This window comes from uncultured Henriciella sp. (assembly GCF_964005855.1).
Taxonomy (GTDB): Bacteria; Pseudomonadota; Alphaproteobacteria; order Caulobacterales; family Hyphomonadaceae; genus Henriciella.
Genome location: NZ_CAXFSW010000012.1, coordinates 20452 through 37946, shown reverse-complemented (window position 1 = coordinate 37946; position 17495 = coordinate 20452). Strand labels below are relative to the sequence as shown.

Annotated in this window: 16 protein-coding genes; 8 read left to right on the top strand and 8 right to left on the bottom strand. The window is 61.4% G+C overall.

All coding sequences use genetic code 11. From position 1 onward, the window contains the following. Positions 1 to 89: 89 nt before the first annotated feature. Entirely contained in the window at positions 90 to 650 is a 561-nt protein-coding gene (locus ABNU55_RS11960; protein WP_290753928.1) for an RcnB family protein, read from the top strand. A 343-nt stretch (positions 651 to 993) separates the two neighbouring features. Here the strand turns inward: ABNU55_RS11960 and ABNU55_RS11955 are convergent, their stop codons facing one another. Beyond that, on the bottom strand, positions 994 to 3027 hold the full coding sequence (locus ABNU55_RS11955; RefSeq protein WP_290753925.1) for a lytic transglycosylase domain-containing protein: 2034 nt from the start codon (positions 3025 to 3027) through the stop codon (positions 994 to 996). Positions 3028 to 3124: 97 nt separating this feature from the next. Here ABNU55_RS11955 and dapA point away from each other — a divergent pair, with 97 nt between their 5' ends. Beyond that, positions 3125 to 4000 carry a 4-hydroxy-tetrahydrodipicolinate synthase gene (gene dapA / locus ABNU55_RS11950; RefSeq protein ID WP_290753924.1) on the top strand — a complete coding sequence of 292 codons (876 nt, stop codon included), beginning with the start codon at positions 3125 to 3127 and terminating at the stop codon, positions 3998 to 4000. Positions 4001 to 4006: 6 nt separating this feature from the next. Further along, complete coding sequence (gene smpB / locus ABNU55_RS11945; RefSeq protein WP_290753923.1) at positions 4007 to 4486, top strand: SsrA-binding protein SmpB; 480 nt, start codon at positions 4007 to 4009, stop codon at positions 4484 to 4486. Here the strand turns inward: smpB and ABNU55_RS11940 are convergent. Beyond that, positions 4483 to 5472 (bottom strand): threonine/serine dehydratase, encoded by a 990-nt coding sequence (locus ABNU55_RS11940; protein WP_290753922.1) that lies wholly within the window; start codon positions 5470 to 5472, stop codon positions 4483 to 4485. The genes smpB and ABNU55_RS11940 overlap by 4 nt on opposite strands. After that, on the bottom strand, positions 5472 to 6347 hold the full coding sequence (gene galU, locus ABNU55_RS11935) for a UTP--glucose-1-phosphate uridylyltransferase GalU (RefSeq protein ID WP_290753921.1): 876 nt from the start codon (positions 6345 to 6347) through the stop codon (positions 5472 to 5474). The genes ABNU55_RS11940 and galU overlap by 1 nt, the downstream gene beginning before the upstream one ends. Here galU and ABNU55_RS11930 point away from each other — a divergent pair. Together ABNU55_RS11930 and ABNU55_RS11925 are read left to right on the top strand one after the other, a co-directional pair. Continuing rightward, complete coding sequence (locus ABNU55_RS11930; RefSeq protein WP_290753919.1) at positions 6340 to 6540, top strand: hypothetical protein; 201 nt, start codon at positions 6340 to 6342, stop codon at positions 6538 to 6540. The two genes, galU and ABNU55_RS11930, sit on opposite strands and share 8 nt — an antisense overlap. A gap of 34 nt (positions 6541 to 6574) precedes the next feature. Beyond that, positions 6575 to 7618 (top strand): mechanosensitive ion channel family protein, encoded by a 1044-nt coding sequence (locus tag ABNU55_RS11925; RefSeq protein ID WP_290753917.1) that lies wholly within the window; start codon positions 6575 to 6577, stop codon positions 7616 to 7618. A 22-nt stretch (positions 7619 to 7640) separates the two neighbouring features. On the opposite strand, the gene ABNU55_RS11920 is transcribed toward ABNU55_RS11925, so the two are convergent. Next, positions 7641 to 8408, bottom strand: a complete 768-nt coding sequence (locus ABNU55_RS11920; protein ID WP_290753916.1) for a glucose 1-dehydrogenase — start codon at positions 8406 to 8408, stop codon at positions 7641 to 7643. 57 nt (positions 8409 to 8465) lie between these two features. Here ABNU55_RS11920 and ABNU55_RS11915 point away from each other — a divergent pair, with 57 nt between their 5' ends. Genes ABNU55_RS11915 through ABNU55_RS11905 form a run of 3 tightly spaced genes read left to right on the top strand, consistent with a single transcriptional unit; the run spans position 8466 to position 11380 of the window. Next, complete coding sequence (locus tag ABNU55_RS11915; protein WP_290753914.1) at positions 8466 to 9593, top strand: Re/Si-specific NAD(P)(+) transhydrogenase subunit alpha; 1128 nt, start codon at positions 8466 to 8468, stop codon at positions 9591 to 9593. A 59-nt stretch (positions 9594 to 9652) separates the two neighbouring features. Continuing rightward, positions 9653 to 9958: a proton-translocating transhydrogenase family protein gene (locus tag ABNU55_RS11910; RefSeq protein ID WP_348764382.1), complete on the top strand. Its 306-nt coding sequence runs from the start codon at positions 9653 to 9655 to the stop codon at positions 9956 to 9958. Between the two features lie 3 nt (positions 9959 to 9961). After that, entirely contained in the window at positions 9962 to 11380 is a 1419-nt protein-coding gene (locus ABNU55_RS11905) for an NAD(P)(+) transhydrogenase (Re/Si-specific) subunit beta (protein ID WP_290753912.1), read from the top strand. 179 nt (positions 11381 to 11559) lie between these two features. Here ABNU55_RS11905 and ABNU55_RS11900 read toward each other — a convergent pair whose 3' ends face one another. The 4 genes from ABNU55_RS11900 to ABNU55_RS11885 form a co-directional block, all read right to left on the bottom strand. After that, the gene (locus tag ABNU55_RS11900) at positions 11560 to 12345 is read right to left on the bottom strand and encodes an EAL domain-containing protein (RefSeq protein ID WP_290753911.1); all 786 of its coding nucleotides are present in this window, start codon (positions 12343 to 12345) and stop codon (positions 11560 to 11562) included. Between the two features lie 164 nt (positions 12346 to 12509). Then, positions 12510 to 14300 carry a DUF885 domain-containing protein gene (locus ABNU55_RS11895; protein WP_290753910.1) on the bottom strand — a complete coding sequence of 597 codons (1791 nt, stop codon included), beginning with the start codon at positions 14298 to 14300 and terminating at the stop codon, positions 12510 to 12512. Between the two features lie 138 nt (positions 14301 to 14438). After that, positions 14439 to 14771 carry a hypothetical protein gene (locus ABNU55_RS11890; protein WP_290753908.1) on the bottom strand — a complete coding sequence of 111 codons (333 nt, stop codon included), beginning with the start codon at positions 14769 to 14771 and terminating at the stop codon, positions 14439 to 14441. A 67-nt stretch (positions 14772 to 14838) separates the two neighbouring features. Then, complete coding sequence (locus ABNU55_RS11885; RefSeq protein WP_290753906.1) at positions 14839 to 17493, bottom strand: M14 family metallopeptidase; 2655 nt, start codon at positions 17491 to 17493, stop codon at positions 14839 to 14841. Between the last annotated feature and the right edge of the window lie 2 nt (positions 17494 to 17495).

The following is a 17495-nucleotide window of genomic DNA, read 5'->3' as shown; positions in this document are numbered from 1 at the left end:
TGGGAACCCTATAAAGGGTTAACGCTTGTATTAAAAAGACGAAGAAAACCGGCCCGGCCGGTCAGTAGGCGAGCCAAAGGAGGTTCCTCATGGCATTCAAGACGTTCTTTCTCCGTATAGGTGCTGCAGGAGCCCTCGCGCTTGCAACCCTGACCCCCGTCGCTATGGCAGACCAGCGCGGCGACCGCTATGAGCGCGGCCATTATGACAGAGGCCATTATGATCGCGGGGATCGTCATCGCGACCGTGGCTACAGGCATCATCGTAGAGACCGTTACGACAGACGCGACCATCGCCGCGACTGGCGCCGGTATAATCGCTACCACAACAATCGCGGCTATTATGATCGCGGTTATTACAATCGCGGACGCGTCGTAACGCACAACTACTATAACGTTCCGGCCTATCGCACGCGCCCGCGCGTGGTCTACCACTATAATCGCGGCTATTATCACCCGCGATACAGGATTGGCAGCCACTTTAACTATGGCGCAGACACAATCGTCATTCGCGACTATGGCCGCTATGGACTCTATAACCCGCCCCGCGGCCATCGCTGGGTCCACCATCGCGGGAGCAATGATGCTGTGCTGACTTCAGTGGCCACGGGCGCCATCGTTGGCCTCGCCATCGGCATCCTGGCACAATAAAGCCGCAACCAGAAACTGCCTGACAAATGACCCGGCTGCCCCCGCAGCCGGGTTTTTTCCGTGTCGCCCTTTGAATCGCCCCGAGTCGTGGTCTATTTGGCGGCACCGGGCGCCTGTCGCGGTCGGTGTTACTGTTCAACAGCTGAAAGGAGGTGATCCAATGTCGAGTGAGAAACCAGGAACGGCAAATGGATCCGTTCGTGTTGGTGGACTTGGAGAGCAGCCTCTCTTTGTTTCCTAACACTGACATCAGGCAGGCTTTTTGAGCCCGCCGGGATTCAGGAGCCAATCCGGCTCACGGAGGCCACCCCCTCGGGGTGGCCTTTTCGTTTGCGCGAAATGTCTAGAACCGGCCGCGGTTGAGGTCTTCCGTCAGACGGATTTCTACGGCCTCACCCTGAATACGCTGGCGATAGACCTGCGTGTTCTCTAGCACGCGCTGAACATAGTTCCGCGTCTCGGCGAAAGGGATGAGTTCGACCCAGTCGATAGGATCTATAGCTCCGGTCCTTGGGTCGCCATAATCCTGCAGCCACCGCCGCGGACGCGACGCACCGGCATTATAGGCCGCCGCCGTCATGATATAGCTGCCATTGAACTGGCCCAGCAACGTATCGAGATGCGCGCCCCCCAGCGTCATGTTGTAGCCGGGGTCATCGGTCAGCCAGGAGGTGCGATACGGCAAGCCAATCTTCTGCGCCTCCGCGCGCGCCGTGCTCGGAATGAACTGCATCAGGCCGCGCGCATTGGCGTGTGATACGGCAGACGGGTTCATCTCGCTTTCCTGACGGGCCAGCGCATAGATCATGGCGCGTTCGACATTAGGTTCGCGCTGCAACGGATAGTCGGGGATAGGAAAGACGGCCTGCGGCGCCACCACATTCTTGGCAAGGCCAGCCTTCGCCCCACGCACGCCGACTTCCGGATAGAGATAGTCATTGGCGACCTGCGACAGCAGGACATACTCCGCCTCCGTCTCCAGCATGTCGTCTATATTGTAGGCAAAGCGGCGGAAATCCATTTCCTGACCATTCTCGGCCAGCAGGATGGCAGCCTTGACCTGAGGACGGCTCATGAAGGCGTTTCGCTCCGCCTCCGTGACGTCCGACTCGGTCTTCAGATAGATCCGTGTCTTGCCGACTTTCTCGGCCGCTAATTGTCCATAATACACATAAGGGTACTGCGCAGCGCGCTCATAGGCGGCGGTGGCTTCCGTATTATTTCCCAGCGCCTCATAGGTGCGCCCCTGCCAGTAGAGCGCCCGCGCCTGACTGATCGGCGTGGAGGTACCGGTCTCCAGCGCCTTGAAGTGCGGCAGGGCCATTGCCGGCTGGTTGAGATGGCGCAGGGCCGTCCATCCGGACACCCATGCGGCTTCTGCAAAATTGGCGCCCGAACTCATCCCGTGGCGGGAAGCCATGTCATAGGCGAGCTGGAAATTGCGGTCGGTCAGCGCCTTGCGGATCGGCCAGTGACGCAGATTCCAGAGGTCGTCCTGGCCGGCAGGCGGTACTTGCGTGCCATCAATGCTTGCCAGAAGCGGAACCCAGTTATCGTCGCCTTGTCCGGCCTTTTTACGCCAGTTTGCACGGTCAAAGACCAGACCGGGGTGGTTCTGCAAGGAAGCCGGCACCGCGTCCACGGCCGCATCGACACCAGCCGCGCGTGCCTGCAGGCGATAGCGCGCATCGATCAGCTTTGCCCAGTCTGCACCGACATAATCCTTCAGCCGCGTCGCCGCCGTGCGCTGATTGGTCCACAGCAGGAAGTCGGCCCGCGTCTGATGATCGGCTTGAGTGAGTTGACCGCCATACTGGTCGAGCACGGCCTGGGTCGTGGCGCTGTCGAGCGTATTGCCATGCCAGGCTTCCCGAATTACGTCCATCGCTTTCTGCGCCTCGCCGCTACGGCGATAGGCTTCTGCCAGCGCAAAGCGCCCCTCTCCGGATACGGGCCCGCCCATCTCGCTGAACCAGGCGATCTTCTGTTGATCGTTGAGAGCAGAACGGTTGATGTTCTCCTCAGCACGGACCTGAAGCGTCGTCATGAATGGCCAGTCGGCGCGTTCGCGCAGAAGCGTCGTCATCTCGTCGAACGACATATTCTGGTCGCTGCGGCCGCGGAACCAGGCAATTAGGTCGCGGACTGTCTCGTCACCGGTCCGCGCCTGCAGGGCTCGCACCGTGCTCCAGTCGCCCCGCTCCATCGATGTGATGGCGTCACGGAAAATACGGGCCTCCGTTGTAGAGACCACGCTGGAGGCCGGCACCAGATCTGGTTTGACGCTCGGCGAGGAAGATGGCGCAGCAACTGCAATCGGTGAACCCGATGCCAGTAAGATGGCTGCGGAAATTGCGCGGTATGTGCTAACGCCCATGAAGGCCTGCCTGTTTTCTAATGGCTGCTGACGTGTAAGAGACGAATATCGTCTATTTCGACAATTTGTGTAACATATAATTCGCGGCAAGATTACGATGTTCCAAGGTTCTATTCCGGCGCTTATCACTCCCTTCAAGAATGGGGAGGTCGACAGGAAAGCATTTGCCGACCTCGTCGAGCGCCAGATCGAGAACGGTGCCGGCGGCCTCGTCCCATGCGGCACGACAGGCGAATCGGCCACGCTCAGCCATGAAGAACACCGCGAGGTCGTCAGCCTCTGCATCGAGGTAACCGCCGGGCGTATTCCGGTTATCGCAGGCGCAGGCTCCAACTCGACCCGCGAGGCGATTGGCCTCGTCCAGCACGCCAAGGATGCCGGCGCGGATGCGGCCCTCTGTGTCTGCCCATATTACAACCGGCCCGATCAGGCCGGGCTCGAAGCCCACTTCCGCGCAATTGCGGATACTGTGGCGCTGCCGATCATTCTTTACAACGTGCCTGGACGCACAGTGTCCGACGTCCAGCCGGATACGGTGATCCGCCTCGGCAAGCACCCAAACATTGTCGGTATCAAGGACGCCACGGGCGACCTTGCACGCGTCAGCCTGCATGCAGCCGGGCTGAAAGGCGAGCAATTCGTCCAGATCTGCGGTGAGGACCCTGTGACCCTCGGCTACCGCGCGATGGGCGGCACTGGCTGTATCTCCGTCACCTCGAATGTCGCGCCCGCCGAAATGGCGCGCATGCACAAGGCGATGGATGAGAGCGACCTTGAGACAGCCCGCGAGATCGAAACCCGCTTCATCGCTCTTCACAAGGCGCTCTTCTGCACGCCCTCTCCCGGCCCGGCCAAATATGCGCTCTCGCGTCTTGGCCTCTGCAGCGATGAGCTTCGCCTGCCGCTTGTCGGCCCGGATGAAGCGTCGCGTCGCAGAATAGAGGCTGCAATGGAGATCGCAGGCCTTATATAGCCTCCCATGTCCAGAAAGACCCAGATCAAGGGCCGCAATGACGGCCTCGTGGCAGAGAATCGCCGCGCCCGCTTCGACTATCAGGTTGAGGACACGCTGGAGGCTGGCCTCGAACTGAAAGGCAGCGAGGTCAAATCCCTGCGGAATGGCCGCGCGAATATCGCCGAATCCTATGCCGCCGTGGAAAATGGCGAGCTCTGGCTCGTGAACGCGGATTTCCCGCCCTATGAGGGCGCGAACCAGTTCAACCATGATCCTCGCAGGCGCCGCAAACTGCTCGCCTCAAAGCGCGAAATCGCAGAGCTGTCGCAGAAGGTGGAGCGGGCCGGGCGCACAATTGTGCCGCTCAAGCTCTACTTCAATGACCGGGGCATCGCGAAACTTCTCATCGGTCTGGCGACCGGCAAGAAGGCGCCAGACAAGCGCGAGACGGCCAAGAAGCGCGACTGGCAGCGCGAAAAGTCGCGTATCCTCAAGGAAAACTAGGCGCCGATGATCCGCGCGAACTGCGCCGGATCGACATTCCCGCCTGACAGGACCACGCCAACCCGCTTGCCCTTCGCCTCTTCTGGCAGGTCGAACAGCGCGCAGGCCAGCGCCGCCGCACCGCCCGGCTCAAGCACCAGCTTGAGATGGCGGAAAGCCAGCCGCATCGCTTCCTTGATCGCATCGTCGCTGACAGCCAGCCCGCCAGCCAGAAGCTCGCGCCCCAGCGCCCAGGTCAGCTCGCTCGGCGCGGGCGTCAGGATGGCATCGCAGATAGACCGGGTTCCCGGTGCATTCGGCTTGATCTCACCTGCTGCCAGAGACCGCCGCCAGTCATCATGCTCTTCGGGTTCAGCGGACCAGACCCGGATATCAGGGTCAAAACTGCGATAGCCGAGCGTCAGCCCATTGATCAGCCCCCCGCCGCCTGCACAGCAGATGATATGGTCCAGCGGCGTATTCGCGTCCCGCATCTGCTGGCCGAACTCGACCCCGGCGCTCCCCTGCCCTGCGATGATGTACGGATCGTCGAAGCTCGGCACGAGCGTCGCCCCGCGCTCCCTTGCCATTTCGGCGGCAATCTCTTCGCGGCTTTCGCCGTCGCGGTCATAGAGCCGGATCTCAGCGCAGTCGCGGCGCACGCCTTCCACTTTGATGGCCGGGGCATCGGCTGGCATCACGATCAGCGCGGGCATCTGGAAAACCCGCGCCGCACGGGCCACACCCTGCGCATGATTGCCGGATGAAAAGGCCACCACGCCTTTTTCGCGCGCCTCCGCCGGCAATTGCAGCAGGCGATTGGTCGCCCCCCTGATCTTGAAGCTGCCGGTCAGCTGAAGGTTTTCGCATTTGAGACAAAGGCTTGCGCCCGCAAGCTCATTCAGCGCCTCATTCTGCAGGACCGGTGTACGTCTTACATGCCCATGCACCCTACGCGCCGCGTCCAGCACGTCCTGCTGGCTGGGTAGGCTCGTCTCGTCCGACATTACAGGTTTCCAGAATAATCTCTCAGGATAGTCTTTGCCGCCTCTGCCGTTTCCGGATGGGCAAGCGCGTGCGCCACACAGGCCTTGAAATAGCCTGCCTTGGAGCCGCAGTCGAACTCTTCACCCTCGAACTCATAGGCAAAGAAGTCCTGCGTCTCCATCAGCCTGACCATGGCGTCGGTGAGCTGGATTTCCCCGCCAGCCCCCTTGCCCTGGTCTTCCAACAGGCCGAAGATCTCAGGCTGCAGGATATAGCGTCCGGTAATCTTGAGGTTTGAGGGGGCCTCCTCACGCGGCGGTTTCTCAACCATGCCGCTCATCTCGATCAGCCGTCCATCACGCGATTTGGGGGCGATCACGCCATAGGATGACACATTTTCCTCAGGCACCGGATCGACCGCCACGATATTGCCGCCGACCCTGTCATAGGCCTCGACCATCTGCGCGAGCGCCGAGGGCTTGGCCCGCAGGATCACATCCGGCAGGAGGACGGCGAACGGCTCATGGCCGATTATATCCTTGGCGCACCAGACCGCATGACCAAGACCGAGCGGGGCCTGCTGCCGGGTAAAGCTCGCCGCACCGGGGGCGAGCTTCGTGCGCTGGACATCTTTCAGGATGTCGGCCTTGGAGGATTTCTGGGCGAGCGAATGTTCCAGTTCGAAGGCTTCGTCGAAATAGTCCTCGATGGCGCCCTTCCCGCGGCCCGTCACGAAAACGAAATGCTCAATTCCCGCTTCGCGTGCTTCATCTACCACATATTGGAGCACTGGCTGGTCGACGACCGGCAATAGCTCCTTCGGGATGGATTTGGAGGCGGGCAGCACCCGCGTCCCGTGCCCGGCGACCGGCAGCACTGCTTTCCGAATGCCCATGATGTTCTCTTTCGCGCAGCTTCGTTACATCATCATATGGCGCTTCGACCTGAACGCCAGCCGCAGCTTGTCAAATTTCATAAAAGACAAAGAGACGCACAAAATTGCGTTCATTGGTCAATCGGAAGGCATCGGCCGCGAAATTACCCCGTCCGGCGCAAGGCCCGCAACGGGCCGTCTCGAACTGCGTTAAGATAGCTAAGCGCCAGCAACCACAGGAAGACGACATGGATACACGCGCACCCGGTAAGCTCGCCTGGATCGCCAGGCTAAGGGTGCCCGTGCTCATCATGCTTGTTTCAATCGGTGGGTGGGCCGGGGCCGAATATCTCTGGCCGGACAGCGGTTATGTGGCGGCCACGCTGATCGCATCGCGCTTCCTGACGATCATCGCCATAGGCTGGGCAGTCACTTCCCTGACCGACCTTGCCATCAAGCGCCGCATCTCGCGGCTCGACATTGACGCCTCCGACAATTTCCTCGCCCGCAAGACGGCAACCCGCCTCGACGTCATGCGCCGCGTCATTATCGTGATCGGCGCCATTGCGACGCTTGCCTGCGCCCTCGTCGTTGTGCCCTGGGCGCGTCAGCTCGGCGTGTCCCTGCTCGCCTCCGCCGGCATTGTCGGTATCGCAGTGGGCCTGGCGGCGCGTCCCGTTCTCGCCAATCTTATCGCAGGCATACAGATCGCCTTCACCCAGCCCATCCGGATCGAGGATGCTGTTGTGCTGGAAAATGAATGGGGATGGATCGAGGAAATCGACCTCTTCTACGTCGTCGTGCGCATCTGGGACCGGCGCCGTCTCATCGTGCCGCTCACCTATTTCATCGAGAAGCCCTTCCAGAACTGGACGCGCAAGACCGGGACGATCATCGGGTCGGTTTACTGGTGGCTCGACTATCGCGCACCGGTGGCGAAGATGCGCGACAAGCTGGAAGAAATCCTCAAGACGACCGACCTCTGGGACGGTGAAGTCTGCAACCTTCAGGTCTCCGAAACCGACAAGATGACCATACAGGTGCGCGCCCTCGCCACCGCCAGCACGAGCCCCCGCGCCTGGGACCTTCGCTGCTATATCCGCGAGCAGATGATCAACTGGCTGCAGGCCGAACATCCCGAAGCCTTCCCGCGCATCCGTGCCCGCGCGGAGGTCTCCGACGAGCCCATGGCCTTTACCCCGCCTGCTCGCCCTTCAGATATTGAGCTTGGCGACCAGTCTCTGGATGGCACCGAGAAACTCCCGGAAGACCAACCAGAGCCCAAGGCCTGAAACAGGTGCTGCGGAGAACACCCTAAAGCGTACTGACCAGATGCCCGCCATCGACGGCGATCGTCGTGCCCGTCATATAGCTGCCCGCATCCGAAGCCAGAAGGAGAAGCGCCCCGGTCAATTCCTTATGGTCGCCAAAGCGGCGCATTGGGATACGTTTGCGCATCTTGTCGCCGGGCTCACTCTCCAGGAATTCGTCATTGATGTCGGTCTTGAAATAACCTGGCGCCAGCGCATTCGCTCGGATGCCGTAACGCGCCAGCTCCAGCGCCATTACGCGCGTGAAGTGCTCCACCGCCGCCTTGGAGGCCGCATAGGCTGCGATCGTATATTGGGGCCGCTTTGCAGTAATGGACGCAATGTTGATGATCGACCCGGGCTTACCGGCCTCCATCAGCGCATTCGCGCCGGCCTTCGCGACCCGCCAGACACCGTCCAGATTACAATCCATGACAGCGCGCCAGTCTTCCTCCGTCATCTGCGTGAACCAGTTGTCGCGCGAGATACCGGAATTGTTGACGATGATGTCGGCCGGGCCGCCAAGCTCATCCTGAACTGTCTTGAAGGCCGCTTCGACGCTCGCCGGATCGGTCACATCCATGGAGACCGCAAGCGCCTTCCCGCCGGCCGATTTGATTTCCCCGGCCAGCGCCTCAAGTTTCTCAAGGCGCCGCGCGGCGAGCACGACAGTGGCTCCGGCCTCAGACAGGCCCCGCGCAAAACTTCCACCCAGGCCGCCGGACGCTCCGGTAATCAAGGCCGTCTTTCCGGTTAAATCAAACAATTCCATGCCTCTTCCTTTGTCTTGCTATTGCTTTCACGCAAAAATTTTCCGATCACACGCCACATGAAGCTGACAATTTTGAAAGAAACAAGTCCGGGAGAGACGCGAGTCGCGGCAACCCCGGAATCGGTGAAGAAGCTTGTCGGCCTCGATCACACAGTCACCATTGAGACAGGTGCCGGTGTGGCCGCAGGCTTTCCAGACAAGGCTTTTTCAGATGAAGGTGCAACGATCGCCAGCTCGGCCAGCGAAGCGCTGAACGGCGCCGATCTTCTCATGAAGGTCCGCGCGCCGAGCGCCGAGGAATCGGCAAGCTATCCCGAAGGCCTGACGGTCATCGCCCTGATGAACCCGTTCGGCATGGGCGACCTTGCCGACGCCTTCAATGCGAAGAAGCTCAACACGCTTGCCATGGAATTTACCCCGCGAATCACGCGGGCTCAGTCCATGGATGCGCTGTCCTCACAGTCAAACCTCGCTGGCTACCGCGCCATGATCGAAGGTGCGGCTCTGTATGGCCGCGCCCTGCCAATGATGATGACAGCCGCCGGCACGGTCGCGCCGGCCAAGGTCTTCGTCATGGGCGCAGGCGTCGCTGGCCTCCAGGCTATTGCCACCGCCCGCCGTCTTGGCGGCGTGGTAACTGCCACAGATGTCCGCCCGGCCGCCAAGGAACAGGTCGCCTCTCTCGGCGCGAAGTTCATCGCGGTCGAGAATGAGGAGTTCAAGGAAGCCGAGACCGCTGGCGGCTACGCCAAGGAAATGTCGGACGACTACAAGAAGCAGCAGGCAGAACTGACGGCGACCCATATCGCCAAGCAGGACATCGTCATCACGACGGCCCTTATTCCGGGCCGCCCAGCACCGGAACTGGTGACCGAGGATATGGTGAAGGCGATGAAGCCGGGCGCAGTCATTATCGACATGGCGGTCGCCACCGGCGGCAACTGCAAGCTGTCCAAGCCCGATGAAGTCGTCGACGTGAACGGCGTCAAAGTGGCCGGTTTCTCCAACCTGCCTGCCCGCCTTCCCGCCGATACCTCCTCGCTTTACGCCAAGAACCTCGTCGCCTTCCTGCCGCTTATCACGGCAGAGGATGGCTCCCTCAACCTTGAGACCGATGACGAGATCGTCACCGCGATGATCCTCACCAAGGGCGGCGAAACCGTGAATGAAAGGCTGAAATCATGAAAGCCATACCCGTAATTCTCTCGGCGCTCGCGCTGGCCCTGCCAGCCCACGCCGCCGAAGTGACGGCAATCAACCCGACGGTCTTCCTTGCCGCGATCTTCGCGCTGGCCTGCTTCGTCGGTTACTATGTCGTCTGGTCGGTGACCCCGGCCCTCCATACCCCGCTCATGGCTGTCACCAATGCGATCTCCTCTGTGATCGTGGTCGGTGCCATCGTCGCGGCGGCCTCCTCGGGCGCGATCAATGGCGGCTGGACCGCCAAGATCCTCGGCGGTGTCGCCGTCGCGCTCGCCAGCGTGAACATTTTCGGTGGCTTCCTCGTCACCCAGCGCATGCTGGCCATGTACAAGAAGAAGGGGGAGTAGACCTTGGAACAGTTCACCAACACATGGGCCCCGCTTCTCTATCTTGTCGCGGGCATGCTTTTCATCCTCGCGCTGCGCGGGCTGTCCAGCCCGGCAACGGCGCGTCTCGGTAACCGCAACGGCATTATCGGCATGGCAATTGCCGTCGCCACCACACTTGCCCTGCTCTGGGAAAGCCTTGATGTCACCACATGGGGCATCCTTATAGCGGCCGTGGCCGTCGGCGGGGTGATCGGTGCAATCACCGCGCGCCGCATCGCCATGACCGCGATGCCGCAGCTTGTGGCCGCCTTCCACTCACTGGTTGGTATGGCTGCCGTGCTGGTCGCAGCCGCCGCCCTCTACGCCCCGCTCGGCTTCGGCATCGGGGTTGTCGGCGATATCCATCTGGTCTCGCTGATCGAGCTTTCGGTTGGCTCCGCCATCGGCGCGCTGACCTTTACCGGCTCGGTGATCGCCTTTGCCAAGCTCAACGGCAATATGTCGGGCTCCCCGATCATCCTGCCGGCGAGGCATTTGCTGAACATTGCGCTCGCCGCCGCCATCGTGGCCCTCGTGGTCGTGCTGATCATGTCCAGCGGCGCTGCCACCTGGGCATTCTGGACGCTCACCGTCCTTGCCTTCGTCCTGGGTGTCACGCTGATCATCCCGATTGGCGGCGCGGACATGCCGGTCGTCGTCTCGATGCTGAACTCGTATTCGGGTTGGGCCGCGGCCGCGCTCGGCTTCACGCTCGGCAATTTCGCCCTGATCATCACCGGCGCGCTTGTCGGCTCCTCGGGTGCCATCCTGTCCTACATCATGTGTAAGGGCATGAACCGCAGCTTCATCTCGGTGATCCTCGGCGGCTTCGGCGCGGACGACAGTGGCGGCGCCGATCCGGCCGCGCAGGTCGACCGCCCGTTCAAGCAGGGCTCAGCTGACGATGCCGCTTTCATCATGAAGAATGCCTCCAAGGTCATCATCGTGCCGGGCTACGGCATGGCGGTCGCCCAGGCGCAGCACGCGCTGAAGGAAATGGCAGAGCTTCTGAAGGAAGAAGGCGTCGAAGTGAAATACGCCATCCACCCGGTCGCTGGCCGTATGCCAGGCCATATGAACGTCCTGCTCGCCGAAGCGCAGGTGCCGTATGACGAAGTGTTCGAGCTGGAAGACATCAATTCCGAGTTCAACACCTCTGACGTTGCCTTCGTGATTGGTGCGAACGATGTGACCAATCCGGCGGCGAAGACCGACCAGTCCTCGCCAATCTACGGGATGCCTGTCCTCAATGTTGAGGATGCTGGCACGGTGCTCTTCATCAAGCGCTCCATGGGCTCTGGCTATGCCGGCATCCAGAACGAGCTCTTCTTCAAGGACAACACAATGATGCTGCTGTCCGACGCCAAGAAGATGGTGGAGAACATCGTCAAAGCCCTCTAGGGCCGCTCACTACCAGACAAACGAAAAGCCCGGCTGAAACGGCCGGGCTTTTTTCTTTATGGAGGGTCGCAGAAATCAGGCCTCACTCCTGACCGCGAAGCGGTATGGGAGCCCATCTCCAGACATCTCGCCAAACCGCGACGTCAAATGGTGGACTCTCCGCGCAATAAGCTTCCCGCCTACCGCGCACCGGCCCTCTTCAACTCACCTTGGGCCCAGCCGCCCACCGGCAGCGCGTCGATCTCCGGCCGCGCGAAATAATAGCCCTGCATCAGCTCGACGCCCATTTCGCTCAGAGTCTCATACTCTTCAGCCGTCTCGACGCCCTCGCAGATCGGCGTGACGTCCAGCTTGCGGGCAATCTTCAGGATTCCCTCCACAATGATCTTCTTCTGCTCGTTCGCCTCGATGCCACGGATGAGGTCCATGTCGAGCTTGATGAAGTCGGGCTGAAAGGCCGCCAGCAAATTCATCCCTGCATAACCGGCGCCGAAATCGTCAATCGCCGTCGCAAAGCCCATGGAGCGATAGGTGCGCAGGATATTCAGAAGGTGGTCGGTATCCATCCGCTCATTCTCGGTGAACTCGAACATGATCCGCTCGACCGGAAATCCTGTCGCCATCGCCGCGTTCAGCGTCTGGCGGATGCAGGCACGCGGTTCATATACCGCGTTCGGCAGGAAGTTGATGGACAGGAGCGGCGAATGATCGGCCTCGCTCAAGCCGAGCGCGGACGCGGCGCGGATCGCCGTAGTGCGGCAGAGCTGGTCGAAGGAATAGCGGGTGTTATCGTCTACCCGGGAAAGAACCGCGCCTGCGCCTTCCCCATTCACCCCCCTGACCAGCGCTTCATAGGCCCGCGCCTGCCCACTGCCCGTATCGACGATGGGCTGGAAGGCCATGGTGATATCGACGTCCAGTGGCGCGCTATCCCTGCACCGGTTGCAGTCTGGGGTTGCGGTCATGATCGCTTCTCCTCGTAACACGAGAGATATTTCCGCGCTGACGTTATGATTTCATTACTTTTTCACCCCCGCGCGAAATTGGCCTTCGCTCGAGCCCCCGCTCCTTCGCCCAAAAAAAGAGGCCGCCCGGAGGCGGCCTCTGATCATTTGGCCTGATGCCAGCCTTATTCGCCAAAGACCGCATGGGCCTCATCTTCACCCATCATGGCCTGACGGACCTGAGGGATCTGCGGGCCGCCATAGGACAGGAATTCGTCGTGGAATTCCTTCCAGCCCTCTGTGCCGGTCGCATCCGGGTAGTTCGCCGCCACCCAGTCATTGCGCAGCTTGCGGATCATCAGCTTGCCCAGCGTATAGTTCAGATAGGCCGGGTCATACGTTCCGCGCGCGGCCTGCTGGGTCGCATTGCCCGGATCGATATAGCACTCGTCCTGGAAGAACTCGAAGCTCTCATCCACCGTCATTTCGCCGGTATGGAGACCGATGGCCGAGAGGTAACGGCAATTGCGCAGGAGCGCATTTGCCAGCTGACCGACCTTGGTTTCAGCATCGCCATCATGAAGGCCGGCATCCAGCATCATTTCCTCGGTATAGTGCGCCCAGCCTTCTGCGAAGGCATAGCCCACAAACATCTGGCCGAAGACGGAATCGGACCGGTTGGCATGCAGGAAGTTCAGGAAGTGGCCGGGCCAGACTTCGTGAACCGACGTGCCGAGAAGGTCCATCTTGCCCGGAATATAGGCCGCGCGGGTCGCTTCGTCCCAGCTCGGGTCCGGCGGTGAGATGTAATAGACCGATGGCAGGCCTTCTTCATAAGGCCCCGGAATGGAGATATAGGCCGAGTTCTGACGGCGATAGGGCGGGCTTTCCTTGACCAGCGCCTCTTCGGTCCCGGGAATGCTGACAATGTCTTTTTCCAGCAGAAAGGCCTTCAGGCCGGGCAGCTGCTCGCGCGCTTCCTGGACCGGGCCCTCTTCCGGCTTGTTGGCCGCCATCTTGCCCATACAGTCGGCCATGCTCATGCCCGGCGCGAAGGTCTCGCAGGCATCGGCCAGCGCCTGCTGATTGGAAGCAAGGTCCGCCTCGCCAACAGCGCGGAGCTCCTCAAGCGGAATATCGACGCCTTCGGTCAGGCGCACCATGTCGGAGAACTTTTCCGCGCCCAGCTCATAGCCGCGCTCGGTTGCAGGCTCGCTCTCGATATAGTCGGCCACCGACCGCATCGCAGCCGCCGCCTCGGCGACGACCTCGTCATATTCGGCCTGCAGTTCGGCGTCATCGACTTCTGCGAATGCTTCGCGCGCGCCATTCTCATAGAAGTCGGCAAAGCCATTAAAGCCTGACGTGCCAAGTTTCACGAAGGTAGCCGGCATCGGCACCTGAAGATTGGCCTTCACATGCTCGGTCGCGGCCGGAACATTACGGGCATAGTCGATAAAGGCGCGCATGCGCGTTTCGGCATCCGCATAGGGCCGGGCGACATAGACGCTCGGGCTGAGGGGCCCCAGATAGAAATCCGGGTTAAGGTGCGGCAAGTCGGCCTCTTCCAGCCAGAACAGCTCGCCTTCCATCGTGTTGATCAGATACTGGCGCTCGAAGGCATCGGCCTCGCTCAGACTGGCCGGATCGATCGCCTCGGCATCTGCGATCATCTGCTTGCGCATGTCGATCTGCGCCTGCAGGCCCGCCTCGCTCCAATCCGGCAGCTGGCCGTCGAACTCATGCTTGCCCTGCGAAATGGCAAAGGTCGGGTTCATCTCGAAATAGGTCTCGAGGAAGTTTGCCATATAGGCGTCCCATGTCTGGGTCTCGGCCGTCTCTGCGGCGGCCGGCGCCTCAGAGCCCGCCTCTTCCACGCTCTTGTCGGCAGGGGCGGTCTGGTCCTGGGCATGGGCCATGCCGCCTGCAATCAATGCCGCTGCGGATGTCGCGGCGAGAAGGTGTCTCAATTTCATGGTGGGGGCTCCTTGGATATCTTCCGCACACACGCGGAGAAGGTGATCAGTGTTAACAGCCTGACGGCCCTGTCCAAGCCCCAAACTGTCCGGCATGAAAAAAGCCCGGCGCTCTGGCCGGGCTTTCTCATTCAATCTCTAGCGCTTGGGGTCTTCCACATCCGGATCGACCACTGAATAGGCGTCTTCCAGAAGGTGCCCGTCGGGCTTCTTCTTCATCTTGGAATGACCGTCTATGGTGGCGCTTGAATCATCATCATGGTCATCATTCGGCACGTTCGGCAGGCGCTCATCGTCCATGTCGACAACGAGGTCGGCTTCATGTGCCTGCTGATCGGCAACGGGCGATCCGTCCTTATAGCCTGCACCGTCCGTAGACTGGTCCTCGACATCTTCGCCTTTCTTGAAGCCCTCGCCATAGCCGCGCTGACGTTCAACTTCTTCAACTCTCTGATGGTCGCGCTCGCTCATCGCGGGTCTCCTTTGTAATTGCTGTTCACATAAGGAAACGGGCAAGTCGCAAGCGCGGTTCCACGTCTTAGCGTGTATGCGCCGGCCCGAAGAGGACCGCATTCACCAGAAGAAGGTTAAGCCCGTCCAGATAGGCCCGCGTGACAGGGCTCTGCGTGAAGGCGATCACCGTCCCGGCCCCCTGCTCCTGGGCCATGAGGTAAGGCTTGTAGGCCAGCTGCGCCCGGTTCTCTTCCCACAGATAGCCGCTCGCCACCAGATCGTCTGCCGCTGCATAGTGGAAGACGTTGGTGCCATCGGCCTCATTGAGCGGGCCGTAGATGGTCGAGCCCTGATAGAGCGCCACAGCCTCCTCATAGCCGGAAGACAGCCAGTGATCGGTATCGGCGACGACATTGGCAAGGACACCCGGCACGCCGTCAGGGCTCGCTTCCGGGTCAGCGGTCATCGTCTCATAGGCATCTTCATCCGCGATGACCGTCCCGTCCGCAGGTCCCGTATCCTCGCCATTTCTCGGCTTTTTCTCTTCTTCCAAATAGGCGGTTTCGCGCCGCGCAGACAGAAGGCCATCTTCGCCTGTCAGCGCCCCGACGGCCCCTTCGAAGCCGACCAGCACACCGCCATTGCGCACGAAAGCCGACACGGCCGACATGCCGCCCGCGCCGAACTCGCCCTCAAATCCCCAGCCGGCATCCGGCAGGATCAACACGTCGTAGCGCCCAAGATCAGCCTGGCTCAACGTGCCGACACGGATTGGCGCCACCGGAATGCCGAGCTCACGCTCCAGCACATAGCGCGCCGCACCCGCGTCCGTGGCGCTCGTGCCCTCGCCCCAGGCCATGGCGACCTTCGGAAAGCTGAGCGCCACGAATTTGTCGCTGCCATAGTTGGGGCCCTCTTCGACCCAGCTCGACTGCAACGCCACATACTCCGCGCCGATCTCGGTCGCGAGCGTATTCAGCGTGGTCGCCATATCGCCATCATTGGCGCTGAGCGGGAAGACGACCGAGCCGCGTGGATATTCGCGCCCCTGCACCGTGAATTCCTCTACCGTGGCCTTGCCGGAGAGACCCGCCTCCAGCGCCGCCAGAACAAGCCTGGCCTGCCCCGCATCGCTCCACGGCACCACATAGCCATAGGCTGCGCCGGACGCCGTTATCGCGCGGACCGGGTCATCGGCGCTCACCCGGCTGGCATCGGACAGGTTCACCTGGCCGCAAGTGCGGCTCGTGACGCCCTCCATCAGCGGCATGGACCATGCTGTCACATCGTAAAGCTCATGATTGAGGCCCCGGTCGCGGCGCGACTCCTGCTCCTCGACAAAATCCTCCGGCAGGCTGGTCTCCTCGCTCAAGAGCGTCGTGATCCGCTTGCCGGCAGGCTGGGCCCGGTCGATGACCAGAGCGCCGTCCTCATAGCGCACGCCGCACACCTGCGCGCCGGGCGCAAGGCGCTGCACCACGATGTCCTGCGCGGCGAGCTTGCGGCCAAGGGTTTCGGCCTGCCAGCGGCGGTCCGACAGGTCGAAGACGAAATACCGGTCGCTCGCCCCGCGCGCATCTGCCACCGCCTCACGCCGGTAGGTCGCAAAGTCCGACAGGAACAAATCCTTGTTATTCGCCACCACTTCCGCCGTCGACAGCGTCGCGATGAAATGCTGCTCCACCCCCTGTTCATAAGTCAGGACATCGCCGGTCGACCGCTCATAGGCCAGCCCTCGCGCAGAGCCCTGCTCATAGGTCATGGCAATCGCCCCGCCGAGCGTCGGCCACATGTCGCCATAGCCGGGATAGAAGGCGTCGAAGACCTCACGGGTAAAATAGTCATAGCCGCGCTCATCGAACCAGCGGGCATGATTGCGGCCGATCAGCACCTGTTTCTCCTTCTGGAGCTCGGTGATGTTCGGATTGAACGGGTCGGCCGACGGTGCGAAGAAATAGGTCTCGTCCCCGCCCATTTCGTGGGCATCGACCACGACGACGGGATGCCATTCCAGCATGCTGGCCACGCGGCCGCGCGTTTCCGGCTGGGACAGCGTGAACCAGTCGCGGTTCATGTCGAAGAGATAGTGGTTAAACCGCCCGCCCGGCCACGGCTCGTCATGCTCGGCCGTATATCGGTCGGCAAGGGGCTCGATCCCGCGTGCCGCCTCGAAACTGTTGACGAAGCGCGCCCGCCCGTCCGGGTTCTGCATTGGATCGATCACGACAATCGTCTTGTCCAGGATGGTATCGACCGTCTGATCATTCTCCGCAGCCAGCAGGTGATAGGCGAGCGTCAGCGCCGCATCCGTGCTCGAAATCTCGTTGCCGTGGACGCCATAGGACAGCCACACCACAGCGGGCGTCTCATCGATGAGCGTATCGCGCTCGCCCGAAGAGAGGTCCTCAGCCGAGGCGAGCCGGGCGATATCTGCCTTGATCTTATCGAGCCGCGCCATGTTTTCCGCAGAGGAGATCACGCCATAGACGAGCGGGCGCCCTTCCCAGCTTTCGGCATATTCGGTGAGCTTCATCCGGTCGGGTGCAGCTTCCGCCAGCGCTTCCATATAGTCGATGGCCTCGACCGGCGTTGATATCTCTTCGCCTGGCACATGCCCCGCGACCTCTTCCAGTGTCGGAATGGCCGGGTCTGCCTCGATAGTCAGGAAGGATTGCGCCTCACTTGCACCCCCCATCCAGACAGCGCCAAGCCCTGCTGCAGCCACAACCCAAACTTTCATAC

Bases quoted from the DNA above. Each gene is read 5' to 3' on its own strand.
- ABNU55_RS11960 (WP_290753928.1), top strand. From the start codon at position 90: ATGGCATTCAAGACGTTCTTTCTCCGTATAGGTGCTGCAGGAGCCCTC.
- ABNU55_RS11955 (WP_290753925.1), bottom strand. From the start codon at position 3,027: ATGGGCGTTAGCACATACCGCGCAATTTCCGCAGCCATCTTACTGGCA.
- dapA (WP_290753924.1), top strand. From the start codon at position 3,125: ATGTTCCAAGGTTCTATTCCGGCGCTTATCACTCCCTTCAAGAATGGG.
- smpB (WP_290753923.1), top strand. From the start codon at position 4,007: ATGTCCAGAAAGACCCAGATCAAGGGCCGCAATGACGGCCTCGTGGCA.
- ABNU55_RS11940 (WP_290753922.1), bottom strand. From the start codon at position 5,472: ATGTCGGACGAGACGAGCCTACCCAGCCAGCAGGACGTGCTGGACGCG.
- ABNU55_RS11930 (WP_290753919.1), top strand. From the start codon at position 6,340: ATGCCCATGATGTTCTCTTTCGCGCAGCTTCGTTACATCATCATATGG.
- galU (WP_290753921.1), bottom strand. From the start codon at position 6,347: ATGGGCATTCGGAAAGCAGTGCTGCCGGTCGCCGGGCACGGGACGCGG.
- ABNU55_RS11925 (WP_290753917.1), top strand. From the start codon at position 6,575: ATGGATACACGCGCACCCGGTAAGCTCGCCTGGATCGCCAGGCTAAGG.
- ABNU55_RS11920 (WP_290753916.1), bottom strand. From the start codon at position 8,408: ATGGAATTGTTTGATTTAACCGGAAAGACGGCCTTGATTACCGGAGCG.
- ABNU55_RS11915 (WP_290753914.1), top strand. From the start codon at position 8,466: ATGAAGCTGACAATTTTGAAAGAAACAAGTCCGGGAGAGACGCGAGTC.
- ABNU55_RS11900 (WP_290753911.1), bottom strand. From the start codon at position 12,345: ATGACCGCAACCCCAGACTGCAACCGGTGCAGGGATAGCGCGCCACTG.
- ABNU55_RS11895 (WP_290753910.1), bottom strand. From the start codon at position 14,300: ATGAAATTGAGACACCTTCTCGCCGCGACATCCGCAGCGGCATTGATT.
- ABNU55_RS11890 (WP_290753908.1), bottom strand. From the start codon at position 14,771: ATGAGCGAGCGCGACCATCAGAGAGTTGAAGAAGTTGAACGTCAGCGC.
- ABNU55_RS11885 (WP_290753906.1), bottom strand. From the start codon at position 17,493: ATGAAAGTTTGGGTTGTGGCTGCAGCAGGGCTTGGCGCTGTCTGGATG.